The sequence below is a fragment of the Ruegeria sp. CDSC054 genome, assembly GCF_059610645.1.
Map to the genome: position 1 here is coordinate 16139 of NZ_JBXWOA010000015.1, position 13692 is coordinate 29830.

9 protein-coding genes and 2 pseudogenes are annotated in these 13692 nt (G+C 54.9%); 1 reads left to right on the top strand and 10 read right to left on the bottom strand.

Annotated features, from left to right (window positions below):
• Positions 1-19: 19 nt before the first annotated feature.
• From AC2FGC_RS20810 to AC2FGC_RS20840, 7 genes are all read right to left on the bottom strand, one after another.
• Positions 20-1531, bottom strand: coding sequence for a tripartite tricarboxylate transporter permease (locus AC2FGC_RS20810; protein WP_496725749.1), 1512 nt, complete (start codon positions 1529-1531; stop codon positions 20-22).
• Positions 1532-1541: 10 nt separating this feature from the next.
• On the bottom strand, positions 1542-2063 hold the full coding sequence (locus AC2FGC_RS20815) for a tripartite tricarboxylate transporter TctB family protein (RefSeq protein ID WP_496783335.1): 522 nt from the start codon (positions 2061-2063) through the stop codon (positions 1542-1544).
• Positions 2060-3016: a tripartite tricarboxylate transporter substrate binding protein gene (locus AC2FGC_RS20820; RefSeq protein ID WP_496725747.1), complete on the bottom strand. Its 957-nt coding sequence runs from the start codon at positions 3014-3016 to the stop codon at positions 2060-2062. Before AC2FGC_RS20820 ends, AC2FGC_RS20815 begins: the two co-directional genes overlap by 4 nt.
• A 134-nt stretch (positions 3017-3150) precedes the next feature.
• Positions 3151-4356 carry a 3-oxoadipyl-CoA thiolase gene (pcaF, locus tag AC2FGC_RS20825; protein WP_496725746.1) on the bottom strand — a complete coding sequence of 402 codons (1206 nt, stop codon included), beginning with the start codon at positions 4354-4356 and terminating at the stop codon, positions 3151-3153.
• On the bottom strand, positions 4356-5528 hold the full coding sequence (locus AC2FGC_RS20830; protein WP_496725745.1) for a CaiB/BaiF CoA transferase family protein: 1173 nt from the start codon (positions 5526-5528) through the stop codon (positions 4356-4358). The genes pcaF and AC2FGC_RS20830 overlap by 1 nt, the downstream gene beginning before the upstream one ends.
• A complete protein-coding gene (locus AC2FGC_RS20835) occupies positions 5525-6742 on the bottom strand; it encodes an acyl-CoA dehydrogenase family protein (RefSeq protein WP_496725744.1) in 1218 nt (405 codons plus the stop codon). Before AC2FGC_RS20835 ends, AC2FGC_RS20830 begins: the two co-directional genes overlap by 4 nt.
• A 2-nt stretch (positions 6743-6744) precedes the next feature.
• Positions 6745-8283, bottom strand: coding sequence for a class I adenylate-forming enzyme family protein (locus AC2FGC_RS20840; RefSeq protein ID WP_496725743.1), 1539 nt, complete (start codon positions 8281-8283; stop codon positions 6745-6747).
• Between the two features lie 276 nt (positions 8284-8559).
• Here AC2FGC_RS20840 and AC2FGC_RS20845 point away from each other — a divergent pair, with 276 nt between their 5' ends.
• Positions 8560-10530, top strand: coding sequence for a 3-hydroxyacyl-CoA dehydrogenase NAD-binding domain-containing protein (locus AC2FGC_RS20845; RefSeq protein ID WP_496725742.1), 1971 nt, complete (start codon positions 8560-8562; stop codon positions 10528-10530).
• A gap of 148 nt (positions 10531-10678) precedes the next feature.
• Here AC2FGC_RS20845 and AC2FGC_RS20850 read toward each other — a convergent pair.
• The 3 genes and pseudogenes from AC2FGC_RS20850 to AC2FGC_RS20860 form a co-directional block, all read right to left on the bottom strand.
• Positions 10679-11329: pseudogene (locus AC2FGC_RS20850) on the bottom strand (IS6 family transposase).
• Positions 11330-11337: 8 nt separating this feature from the next.
• Positions 11338-11655: pseudogene (locus AC2FGC_RS20855) on the bottom strand (hypothetical protein); the annotation flags it as partial.
• A 640-nt stretch (positions 11656-12295) separates the two neighbouring features.
• A complete protein-coding gene (locus AC2FGC_RS20860) occupies positions 12296-13429 on the bottom strand; it encodes a flavin monoamine oxidase family protein (RefSeq protein WP_496783337.1) in 1134 nt (377 codons plus the stop codon).
• Between the last annotated feature and the right edge of the window lie 263 nt (positions 13430-13692).

The following is a 13692-nucleotide window of genomic DNA, read 5'->3' on the forward strand; positions in this document are numbered from 1 at the left end:
TACGCCCGAACCCATGGTTTCAGGTTTGCGGCGTGGGCGCTTGGTTCGACGTCCGCATGCGGGCGATGATCCGAATACCAATGGCAACCAGCGGTATGGCAAAGAACACCAGCGCAACAGGACGGTGCAGGAAGATGCCAAAGCCGTCATCGGTCAGTAGCACCGATTGGCGCAGCGCTTGTTCGGCACCTGGTGCCAGAACAAAAGCAATGATCGTGGCAGCGGGGCTGAAGTTCAGAGTCCGCATGAAGTAGCCGATCAGACCAAAGAGGCAGGCAACGGTGACATCGAACATCGACGAGCGCGCCGTGTAGGCCGAGATCAGCGCCACCGCCAGGATCGTTGGATAGATCAGGCGCTGCGGCACCTTGTCGATCACACGACCGATCAGTGGACCACCGAACCAGCCAATGAGACCATATAGAGCGATCCCGATCAATCCGGCTGCGAACAAACCGTAAACGATGTCGCCCGAGGTCTCAAAGATCTTTGGCCCCACTTGGATGCCATGGATCAGAAACACGCCCATGAGCATCGCCGCAATGGTCGATCCGGGCACACCAAGCGCCAAAAGCGGGATCATCGACGGACCGGACACGGCGTTATTGGCCGCTTCAGGTGCCGCGACGCCTTCGATCGCCCCTTTGCCCCATTCATCTTTGTTTGCAGCTTTCGCCCTGGACGAACCATAAGCCACAAAACACGCCACGGCGGAGCCAACACCCGGAATCAGACCCACCATCGAACCGATCACCGAACCACGCCCGATGAAGGGCAGGCAGCGCTTGACCTCGGCCCAGCTTAGGCGGTCGTCATCGGGATTCTTGGCGCGGATTTCGTCATGATGTTCTTGACCTTTGCGCGCAGGGAAAACTTGAGCAAAAACTTCGGAGATCACGAACAGACCAATAAGAAGCGGTACCAGCGAGAAGCCGTTGTAGAGTTCGACCATACCGAAATCGAACCGCGGCTCGGATGTAATCGGATCCAGACCGATCATCGCCAGCGTTGCCCCAAACAGAGTCGATGCGATGCCTTTGAGTACCGAGTCTGAAATGACAGAACCGATGATCAGGAAGGCACAGACATAGATCGCGAAGTAATCGGGCGGACCCAATTCTCGGGTCAACTGCGCAATAGTCAGAGCGCCAAAAATCAGGATGAACTCACCGACAAAGTCGCCAATGACCGAGGCCACAGTCGCCGTTTTCAACGCCTTGCCCGCCTGTCCTTTCTTGGTCAGCGCGTGCCCGTCGATCACTGTGGCCGCAGCCGCCGTTGTCCCAGGCGTGTTGAACAGGATCGCGGAAATCGACCCCCCGAACCGTCCAGCCTTGCCGATGACGTAAAGAAACGCCAATGCCGACAGCGGGTCGATGTAGTACGTGATTGGCACCAGCATGGCGATCGCGGCCGAGGCCGTCAGCCCCGGCACAGCACCCACGATGACACCCAGGACCGCGCCAAGCACTACAAACATAAGCGTCTCGGGCGTGGTGAAGATGGTGTAGAAACCGTTCAGAAGTTCCATGTCATATCCCTCACTTCAGCCCGATCAGGGCCAGGGGGTTGAAAATGGTCGCCTCCGGTTCAAACACGGTCATCAGCTTGAAGAACAGCAGATAGAGCGCGACGGTCGCACAGACAGGCAACAGGATCAGGGCAGGGCCACGCACGGCGAAGATCAACGCGGCTACCAAAAGCAGCACGAAACAGGCTGTGACGTAACCAAAGGCGCCGAACATCCAGACGAAGGCGATTCCCAAAGCAAAGAGCGGCACTGCGTCGGAAAAGAAGCGTTTGATCTCAAAGCTTGACTTGTCAGCAGGGGCGACTTGCTTGCGCAGGCCAAAAACAGTCATGGTCACGCCGATCAAGCCCAGGGCGACACAGATGGCTTGTGGAAAGAACCTTGGTCCGATGCCTTCCTCATCAATGAAATCCAGCGAGATGTTGAAGGATTTCCAGAAAAAGAAAGCCGCGAGCACCACCAAGGCCAATCCGGCAAAAATGTTGTGGCGCGCAGTCTTGCGCGCCACTTCAATTTGAACACCCTCGGTCATTCCAGGGTTTCCAACAACTTGCCCCACTCGACCTTCGAGTTTTCGATAGCCGACGCGGTATCGGGGCCGCTCACGCTCGAAGTCGGCAGGCCGGCCTTGGAGAGGGTGTCGATATAGGCAGTTTCCTGAGTGATCGCGACCAAGGCATCGGACAGTTGCGCAACAACCTCGTCAGAGGTGCGAGCAGGAGCCATCACGATCATCGGGGTTGAAACTGGGATGAAGTCGACGCCCAGTTCCTTGGCCGAAGGGGCATCAGGCGCCGCCGGGTGACGGTCGTTTGACAACACGGCCAGCAGGCGCACGTCGTCCTCAAACCCACGGCCCAGGTGCGCGCCCATGACGCCAAAATCAACATCTGCGCTGGTCAGCGCAGCACGCACGCCTGAGCCACCTTTGAATGGAACGTCCTTGGCTTTGACGTCGTTGGGGTTCAGAACACCCAGACCCGCCATGTGCCAGACGTTGCCGCGACCAGTGTGACCCCAACGCAGTTTGGTGTCCGAAGTTTTGGCTGCTTCGATCAACTCGTCCAGCGATTGGATCGGCGAACCAGTGGGGACAAAGATGCCGGCGGTCAGCTCACCAATGGTGCCGACCATTTTGAAGTCTTTTTCCGAAACAACCTGTGGTTTGATCAGATTTTTCAGAACCATCGAACCCGCGGACGCCAGATAGAGGGTGTACCCGGTGGGCGGCTGGTCTGCAACAAAGCGACCACCAACAAGGCCGCCACCTCCGGGTTTATTGACGACAACAACGGGCTGCCCGTCCAGATGTGCGTCAGCCGCGCTGGCCAGCGCACGGGCGTAGGTGTCGGTGCCGCCGCCTGCCTTGAAGCCGACGATCAGGTCGATCGGGCGCTCGGGAAAATCCGCAGCCTGTGCCATGGAAGCGGCAACCGCTAGGACAGTGCCGGTTAAGGCTGTTTTGATCTTAGCAAGTGTGAACACGTTTGTTTCCTCCCAAACATGAGTTTCGACCGTATGAGGTCATTGGATTTTGAATTGCATCGAGATTAGCGAGGGCTTGCTGATCGCAGAAATATTATATGCGTATCCCGGCTATCATGTTTTCCGATGCCCAGTTAAACGCGCTCCAGTAGTACGGAAATACCTTGGCCGACACCGATGCACATTGTGCACAGTGCTAGCGCAGCTCCGCTCCGATTGAGCTGATTTGTGGCCGTTAGAGCCAAACGCGCACCTGACATGCCTAGGGGATGACCAAGGGCGATGGCGCCGCCATTTGGATTCACATGCGTCGCGTCATCGGGCAACCCAAGGGCGCGCGTGACCGCTAGGGCCTGTGCAGCAAAGGCCTCGTTCAACTCGATCACGTCGATCTGGTCGATGCTCATGCCAACTCGGCTCAGCAGTTTTTGTGTAGAAGGTGCAGGGCCATAGCCCATGATGCGCGGTGCAACACCTGCCGAAGCGCCTGCCACGATCCGTGCCCGTGGCGTCAGCCCGTGACGTTTGATGGCCTCTTCGCTGGCGATGATTAAAGCCGCCGCGCCATCATTGATCCCGGACGCGTTGCCCGCCGTCACCGACCCGCCCTCGCGGAACGGTGCGCGGAGTTTGGCCAGGCCCTCGGCGGTTGTTTCCGCGCGAGGGTGCTCATCAGTATCGATAACTTTGGGATCACTTTTGCGCTGAGGTATGATCACTGGTGTGATTTCTTCAGCGAAGACGCCAGCCGTCTGCGCCGCCGCCGTCCGCTGTTGCGAGCGCAAGGCGAATGCGTCCTGATCTGTGCGACTGATCCCGAAATCTTCGGCCACGTTTTCGGCCGTCTCAGGCATCGAATCGACGCCATACTGGGCCTTCATCAACTTGTTGACGAACCGCCAGCCGATGGTGGTGTCATGCACTTCATTGGCACGGCTAAAGGCGCTGGTGGCTTTGGGCATCACAAAAGGTGCCCGGCTCATGCTTTCGACACCGCCTGCGATGATCAGGTCTGCATCTCCCGATTTGATCGCGCGCGCGCCATAAGCAACCGCATCCAGGCCCGAGCCGCACAGCCGGTTCAATGTCGTGCCGGATACGTTTTCGGGCAATCCCGCCAGCAGCGACGACATACGCGCAACGTTGCGGTTATCTTCGCCCGCCTGGTTGGCGCAGCCATAGAGCACATCGTCCACAGCGGCCCAATCGACGTTCGGGTTCCGCTCCATCAGCGCCTTTAAAGGCACAGCGCCCAAATCGTCGGCCCGAACAGAAGACAACCCGCCACCATAGCGCCCGATTGGCGTGCGGATGGCATCGCAAATAAACGCATCTACCATCAGATCACCCCCGCGTCGCGCATTGCCTGAATGGCAGCCGCGTCATGGCCCAGATTGCGCAGGATCTCATCCGTGTCTTGTCCTTTCTTGGGTGGAGCAGATTGAAACTCGTTCAGACCGGCAGAGAATTTGGTGGGGTATCCGGCCTGAAACGTCTTGTCCTTGCCTTCGCCCAATTCACCAAACATACCGCGTTCGATCAAATGCGGGTCTTCGAACAGGCGCATGTCTTCATACACCACCGCCCAGGGCAGATCGGTCGGACCAAAAAGCTCTTCCCACTTGGTCAGGGTTTTCGACGCGAACATGTCCGACATCAACTCATGCACTGCCTGTTTCTGCTGGTTTCGCAGCTTATTGGTGCGGAAATCCTCGCGCCGCAGGTCGGGGAATTCGTCACCCATCATCTCGGCCAAGACCAACCAGAACTTGTTCTCGAATAGACCGATGGCGATGTGTTTACCATCTTTGGTTTCAAAGATGTCATTGTCGGGCATCACAAAGGACATCCGATCCGGATCACCGTCGCACAGATCATGCGCAATCCGCACAAGCGGTGAGGACCAGTTGACCATCGCATCGGTGATGGACACGTCCAGATACTGCCCTTTGCCGCTCATCTTGGCAGATCCCATGGCAACCGCCAGCGACAGCGCGCCATACATCGCCCCGGCGTAGTCCGACAGTCTGACCTTGGGACGCGCGAGCTTGTCGTTGACCTGAGAGGGCACCGCAAAATAACCCGACAGTGCCAAAAAATCGATATCATGACCTGCGCGTTGACGATAGGGACCGGTTTGACCAAAGCCCGAGAGTGAACAATAGACGATGGCCGGGTTTTGCGCCTTTACCGCTTCGTATCCGAAGCCCAGTCGGTCCATTACGCCGGGACGAAAGCTTTCGATGACGGCATCTGCGCTTTCCAAAAGCTTGGTCAGTATCGCTTTGCCCTCGTCTGATTTCAGATCCAGCGTCAGCGACTTCTTGTTGCGGTTCAGGCGGGCGAACATGTCGTTGCCCAGAAAGCGCCCCGGGTCGCCGTGTTTGGGCTCCTCGATCTTGATGACCTCAGCCCCCAGATCGGCAAGCGTCTGGGTTGCAAAAGGCCCGGGCAGCAAGCGCGACAAGTCTATGATGCGCATACCGTTCAGAAACGACCACTCATTCGTCATTGTGCGGCCTCCGGGTTTGCGGTTTTCCATTCTTTCTGGATGCCTTTTCCGATCGTGTTGCGTTGAATCTCCGAACTACCGGTGAGCACGCGGAACATACGCAGGCGGCGGAACACCCATTCTACTGGATGGTTCTTTGTCATGCCGGTTGCCCCATGGATCTGGATCGCTTTGTCAGCAACCTGAAAGGCATTTTCTGCCACGAAAACTTTGCACATCGACGCCTCGGTCCGGATGTTTTCCCCCCGGTCGGCCTTGGCGGCGGCTGCGTGGACCATCGAATGAGCAGCAAAGTTGGCGGTCTTCATGTCGGCCATCATGTGCTGGATCGCCTGAAAATTGGCGATAGGCTGTTTGAACTGCACCCGGCGGTTGGCGTAGTCCACCGCCTGTTCTAGCGCGAACTGGGCGTGCCCTAGCATTGTCGGGCATTGCAGCAGACGATTAATGTTGATCCGCTCCATTCCCAATTTGAAACCACCACCCAGTTGCCCCAATATGTTGCGCGCAGGCACGCGAACGTTCTCCAAGATAATGTCGTTGTCGATGTGTTGACCCGACATGGGTAGGTAGTGTCCTTCGATCCGGTATCCGGGCGATTTTGCATCTACCAAGAATGCCGTCACGCCGTTGGTTCCGGCCTCTGGGTCAGTCACACACATGACGATGGCAAAATCCGCCGTGCGCGAGGCGGTGATGAACCGTTTGTGGCCGTTGATGATGTAATCATCTCCGTCCTTGACCGCGCTGGTCTGAATACGCGCAGCATCGGATCCGGCATTGGGTTCGCTCAACGCAAAACACCCTGCTCGTTCGCCGCGGGCTGCCGGGTAAAAGAACTCTTCGTTCTGCCCTTCTGTCGCTTGTGTGATGATATACCCGATCCTCATCGGGCCACCGTTTTCACCCAAAACGCAGCCATAAAGCGCCGCGTTCGACCGGGTGGCATCCTCTTTCAGAGTACACAGCTGATCGATGGACAGACCTAAGCCGCCGAACTCTTCGGGCAGGTTGCAACCATAGATGCCCAATTCGCGCGAGCGTTTCCACCATTCTTCGAGCTGAGCACGTTCGAACCGAGTTTCATGGGTCAGCCCGTTCTCTTTTTCGAACGGGAGCATTTCATTGTAGAGTAAGTCGTTGACCTTGGTGCGAAGCTCGGCAAATTTGCCCGCTTCCAGGCCAGCTGTTGCGCGGTTCAACCCCTGATTCATGATTACACCTTCCGATCCGAACCGGCCCAGTATCCATCACGCACGTGACGGCGCAGGATCTTGCCGGCGTCATTTTTAGGGAGCTCGACCACAACATCGACCGAATGCGGTTTCTTGAACTTGCCCAACTTGTCCACGCAATGCGTTATCAGGGCATCGGTATCAATCTCGGCGCCATCGCGTGCCACAACAACGGCCTTGACCGCCTCGCCGAGGTCAGCGTCAGGAACGCCGACAACGCAAACTTCGTAAACCTCAGGGCGTTCGAACAGGGCATTTTCAACTTCGTTGGGGTATACATTGAATCCGCCGGTGACGATCATGTCCTTCTTACGGTCGATGATAAAGATGTAGCCGGTGTCGTCGATATAGGCGATGTCGCCAGTGTGATAACGCCCGTCTTTCAGAACCGGAGCAGTCAGCTCGGGTGCGTTGTAGTAGCCCTGCATGACATCCTCGCCCTTAACCACCAGCTCACCAGCCTCGCCCACGGGCAATTCGTTGCCTTCGTCATCGATCACCGCGACTTCAGTCTCAAAGAGGGCACGACCGCAGGAGCTAAACAGTTCGGGCCGCCCGTTCAGGGCCAATTCATGGTCCGCTTCGGTCAGCAGCGTAACTGAAGAGCATACCTCACCCGCGCCGTAACCTTGGTTTAGGATCGGGCCAAAGAACTCGACCGCTTCTTGCAAACGCGCCGGGGAAATGGGGGCCGCACCGTACCGAAGCAACTTCAGTGAGGAGAGGTCGTAGTCGCCTCGGTTTGGTGCGGCCAGAATGCGGTTGATCATAGTCGGGACCAGATAGGTCTGCGTAACCTTTTCAGCCTGAAGCGTCGAAAGATACGTGTCTACGTCGAACCGCGACAGGATGACGTTGGTGTGGCCCTGTGATAGCAAGGGCATGATCGCCATTCCGGACACATGGGTAATGGGTCCCACGTGCAAATACGTTTCATGTTGATCAGGATACAGCCGAGAACGGAAAGTGATCTTACGCAGGATTGCTCGGCGATTGCGGAGGGAATGCATCGCAGCCTTTAGCACACCTGAAGATCCGGAGGTGTAATGGTGCACCATGATGTCATCTGGCGAGACATCCGCGCAAACGGTCTCGGTCTTAGCCTGAGCTAAAGCATCCTCATAACTACCACCGTCGCCCATCACCAACAGCTGCAAGTTTTCGTTTTCATTGAATGCCTGCTGCGCCGCTGCCAAATGCGCCTCGTCTGTCAGCAGAATTTTGACTTCACTGTCCTTGCAGACGTGAACAACTTCGTCTGCTGACAGGCGTGCATTGATCGGCACGCGGGTAAAGCCACCTTTGAGCAGAGCCACCTCGGCCTCGACGATTTCGGACCGGTTCCAAGCCAGAACCGCTACACGATCACCCTTGGTCAATCCTGCATCCGACAACGCGTTCGCAAGCCGGTTAGTACGCTCTTCCAGTGTCGCATAGGACAGTGATACGCGTTCGTCCTTTACGGCAATCCGGTCGGCCCAGAACAGGGCGGCGCGTGTTACAAGATTTCCCAGGTTCATGTTCAATTCCTCGCATTATCCGATCCAGGCCTCGAAATGCGGAGGCACAGCAAGATTGAAAGGAAGGGTAGAGAGCTAGCTGTAGACAAGAAAATACTATTTATAGCTGCCTAAGATAATAAAAACCTATTGCGGAATGATGCCATGACAATGCTTGTCGCTCTGCAATGTTATAGTAATTTATTATGGCGGTGATCACACCATAGTATTTTCCACGACTTTGGTGCTTCAGCTAAACATACAAGGCAAACCAAAGGCTGATCGAAGGGGAAAGTCATGAATGCGGTTACTTTGACGCGCAAAGATCAGGTTGGCATCGTCCGGGTCGACGCCCCCCCGGTGAACGCCATTTCCCAGACAGTGCGGCAGGGTTTGTTGGAAGCATTTGACGAGGTCACAAACGACCCGCAGATTGCTGTTGCGGTGCTAATATGTTCCGGCCGGACCTTCATGGCAGGGGCAGACGTAAGGGAGTTCGGCAAACCGCCGATGCCGCCCCATCTTAACGATCTGGTGTCCTTCATCGAAAGCTGCCCTAAGCCTGTTGTTGCGGCAATTCACGGTCAGGCACTTGGTGGTGGACTGGAACTTGCGTTGGCCTGTTCCCACCGGATCGCGACCGCGAATGCGCGCTTTGGGTTGCCCGAAGTAACGCTTGGAATCGTGCCCGGTGCGGGTGGCACGCAGCGGTTACCGCGATTGGTAGGCGTGGAACAAGCGCTTAATTTGGCGGTTGAAGGTAAGCCGGTCTCTGCCAAAGTAGCCGTTGAAATTGGCCTGATTGACAAGATAGCAGACGATCTTGAACCGGAAGCGATCACCTATGCAAATGCGCTGATCGGGGTCGATACTGCCCCTCTCAAGCTCAACCTGCCGATTTCGGCTAACAGCTTTGATCCTGCCCTGTTCGATCAATGGCGGGCCATGTGTGCCAAACGCAAGCGTGGCTTCGATGCGCCCTTGGCGGTTATCGACGCACTTGAGGCTGCCACCGGGCCGGATTTTCAGGCTGGTCTCGACAAAGAGCGCAACTTATTTCTAACCCTGCGCCAAAGCACGCAATCAGGTGCATTGCGACATATCTTTTTCGCCGAACGCGAAACCTACAAAGTAGAGGGGCTGGATCTGTCGCAAGCAGGCGAGATTGGCAGTGTTGCGGTAATCGGGGCGGGAACCATGGGAGCAGGGATTGCGCAGGTCTTTGCCACCCAAGGCATTGCCGTCACTCTGGTCGAAATCTCGGACGAGGCGGCACAGTCCGGAATCAACCGAATCCGGGGCAATTTGGAACAAGGGGTCAAGCGCGGCAAGATGAGCGCAGCCCGTGCCGAAACCATTTTGACGCTGATTTCACCCACGACCGACTATGATGATATGGCTTTGACCGATCTTGTGATCGAAGCAGCGGTCGAAGACATTGTCATAAAAAAGAAAATCTTCAAACAGCTGGATAAGATCTGTCACCCAGGTGCCATTTTGGCGACGAATACTTCGTACCTAGATATCGACGAGATCGCTCAAGCGACCGATCGCCCCGAGCGCGTTGCCGGCCTTCATTTCTTCAGTCCTGCCCATATCATGAAGCTGGTCGAGATCATTCGCACCGATCAGACGGACCCGGCGGTAACGGCGACTCTGGCGGCGACAATGAAAAAGCTGGGAAAAACGGGTGTGATTGCTGGGGTCTGCCACGGGTTCATTGGTAACCGGATGTACCAAGCCTATCAGCGCGAAGCTGGGTTGTTGATGCTGGAATGTGGATCACCTGAACCGGTTGACGCCGCGCTGCGCCAGTACGGAATGGCGATGGGGCCGTTTCAGGTGCTGGATTTGTCGGGCATCGATATTGGCTATCTGATGCGTAAATCTCTGCCTGTCGGCGCCGTGCATCCTTACGCATTTCAGGTCCATGACCGGCTTGTTGAAATGGGGCGTAAAGGCCGCAAAACTAAGGCTGGCTTTTATGGTTACAACGAGAAGGATCCTTCGATAGACGAGGTTGTTCTGGGACTAATCCGGGAGGTGGCCGAAGATGCAGGGATCAATTCGCGCGATCTGAGCGCGGAAGAAATCGCGCGACGTTGTATCGACGCGCTGCAGCAAGAGGGTGACGATATTTTGAAAGAAGGCATCGCGGCTAAGCCAGGTGACATCGACGTGGTGTTCGTCAACGGCTATGGGTTCCCTCGATACCAGGGTGGTCCGATGTATCACAAAAATTCAGTCACCGACCAAGTTCCGGTCTAAATTCGGCGGTTGTCGGGACGGGATGCGTCCCAAACGGGACTGTTATGTTAGATGGCGTGTTTCGAAATTGTGGGATGCGGCTTGAACCTTAGGTGGGCACTAGGAAGTGTTGGCGCACGAATTCGATTTCACCTCTGACGCCTCGTTGTTAGTAGTGAATGTGGCCGCGTTTGATGGTTCGGATGGTATCGATGCCACTCAAGGTCGCTTTTGCCTTTCGTAAGGATCGGAAACTTTGCCGATATCCGAGGATGCGCTTCATTGCGGCGTGGTTGCTTTTAACTAGGTTGTTACGCCACTTCTTGTCGATGTGCCTGTTGCTGTCAAAATGCAGATCATAGCACTGATAGATCATCACGGATGACGCACCGGTATGTTGGTGCATTGTCTGTGCAGATCTAGACTGGACGATGTACCCGCACCCTCTCAATTGCCTTGCGAAGAAAAGCTCGTTCAGCTTTGGCATCCCGGCTTACGGTTAGTCGGAAGTCGACCATTTGAACGTTTGCATCCATGGCGCGCTACAAATAGCACCTTTTGCCACCGACCGGAATGTTGGTTTCATCGGCATGCCAATCGACACTCGCCCGACGCAGATACTTCTCGGTCCGCCTGGTCAGCTCAGGCCCGAATTTTTGAACCCACCGCTACACGTCGATCGATCTAGCGAGATGCGACGCTCTGACAGAAAATTAACCACATCTTGATAGGTAAGCGGGTAGCTCAAGTACCAACGCACGGCACAAAATATGATCTTACGCGGGAAGCGGTGTTTCTTGAAAGGGGAACTACGCGGCATGACCAACCTCAAACGCAAGAAACTGGCCAAATGAGCCGATTAACGCGATAGTCCCCAAGCGATGGGGTTATCGTCTGCCAGTTGACTTCATTGGCAAAGCGGTGCTGCAGGCCCACATAGATGCCGCAGACCCCCAACAAGATCATGATGATATTTTTGAACACCAGGCCGACATTTGGAATCCACTGCAGGTTCTCAATATCGCGCATGGTGATCAGAATTTTGATCCAGCGCATTATTATGACAATGATAGCGATACCCCACGGGCTGAGCTCGAAACCCAAAATCTGCGCCCTGACCAAAGCAAATAGGTAAAAGACCGCGGGAACCTTCGGGCAATGGTAGCAATAGGCCGAACTCGCAGTGCTAAGTGCAACTCAGGGTTGGGTGTTTGCTAAAGAGAAACAAAAGGTTGCTCCAATCGTATGTTTGCGTGCGCCGATTAGTATTTCAAATGGAAGTATTTCGACGAAACAGACCACATTGGAGACAGATCATGTCCAAGTCGTCGTCTTTGGCGGTGTTAATGTGGCGGGCAAGATTTTGGACCTAAATCTAAACCCCCGCAAGATTGGCGAACCTCTTTCGAAGAGCCCCTGGCCCGTGACCTTGAAGGGCCCACTACAAAAGCCGAAGATCAAGGTCAAAGACGGTCCGAAACGACTGAAACGATCGGATGGTGAGGACAAAATGCCAGCAAAAAGAAAACTTTGCGTTCCGGACATTTTACAACTGCAGTAGTGGCGGAGGCAGTCGATAAAAGAACACTTTTAACGTACAAAAAGAATGACATCGCTTTCTGGAAGCGATTTTTGCTTCGGGTTTTCTCTCGATATATTCCGCACTTTAAGCGAGCGCGTTGGGTTGAGTTTTGCCGTTCTCTACGGCGCGAGTGATTGACCGGTGGTTGGCATAACGGACAAATTCCGTTTCAATTCCATGCTTCATTATGAAGCTGAAACGGAGTTAAGGACCGCGAAAATAACTACGTCTGAAGGAGGAGTGACACGGCATTGATCGCAGAGAACGCTGCACCGTGTACTGTTGACTGAGCGTGACCGCCAAGTGCCTCACCAAGGAAAAAAGCTTGTTTGAGACAGGCCGGAGAATTTCTTCTATGTCCGAACTACCTTGATTGGACATTGAATAACTACCTTCAATAAACGGTTCCTTCGACCAGTTCTGAGCCCGTGCCGAAATGAAGCTGTCGTGCACAACATTGCCAAAGACCTCGGTCAATTCTCGCAACACGTCTTGAACCAACTCCGAGTGGTCCATTTCAGAACGCGGAATAGCTCTGTCCCGGGCCGTGAATAGCCCCAGCAGGTTCTCATTCGTCGGCTTTCCAAAAGCAGCGTCGTAGTATGTCTTTTCGGACCAATCATTGGAAAGAACGCTTGTTCGAGAACCCTCAAACAAAATGTCAGGGTAAAACCGCTCGTGGAACTTCATGAAGACTTTGAAGCCGACGCCGAATTGAGTATCAAGTAAGTCCTCAAACCTTGTATTGACGTCGGCTGAGGAGGTTACGATTTGCCCCTTTTGCGTCATGGAAATTGGCACTGTGATTAGCACTTTGCCTGCTTGGTAGGTCTTTCCGCGAAGTGTTCGAACTACAACGCCGTCTCCACTCAAATCGACATAGCTAACCGACGCGTTCAATCGAATGCTATTTTTGATACTCGCCAAGACGAAGCGTTCCAAGAAGCCGTACCAAGTCGTGTCATAAAATTTGAATTCGGCGTAGGCATGACGAAGCATATTAAAATCTCGTAACCGTTCATTGTGCCAGAATTGGTAGGTTTCAGGTCGGTACTCAAGTGTTCCAACACCAAGCGATTCTGACCCTTGGCCAATGATTTCGCCCAAGATCGTAGGCTCATCGTGGATCCATTCAGCGCCAAGATCCAACGGGACGTCAGCGAAATCCGAAAGACGTCGAACCCTTCCTCCCCATCGGTTCGACGCCTCAAGAACTTGCACACCGATGCCAGCGTTCACCAAATGATACGCTGCCGTCAACCCGGCTGCACCGGCGCCGACAACAATCACGCGTTTGGGTTGACGAGCCCGCAAGATACTTGGGGCTTGTTGCCACAAACGCCAGAGACGCTCGCGAATTTTCTTCGGTCAATCATTTTGGAAACATCACATCTCAGCAAAGCTTTGGTCAATCATCTCTGGGCTGCAGCTAAGTGACCCAAGATCTATTTTTTAAACCAAGCGCCCGGTGTCAGCCCGAAGCGGACCTTCAAAATCCGACTTTGCAATTCTCGTGTTACGGACGAAGCGGTCCTTCATAAGCGTTGCTTCAGTGTCAGCTTTGCCCCGCCGAGCTGCCGTTATCAAACTCTGGCGGATAC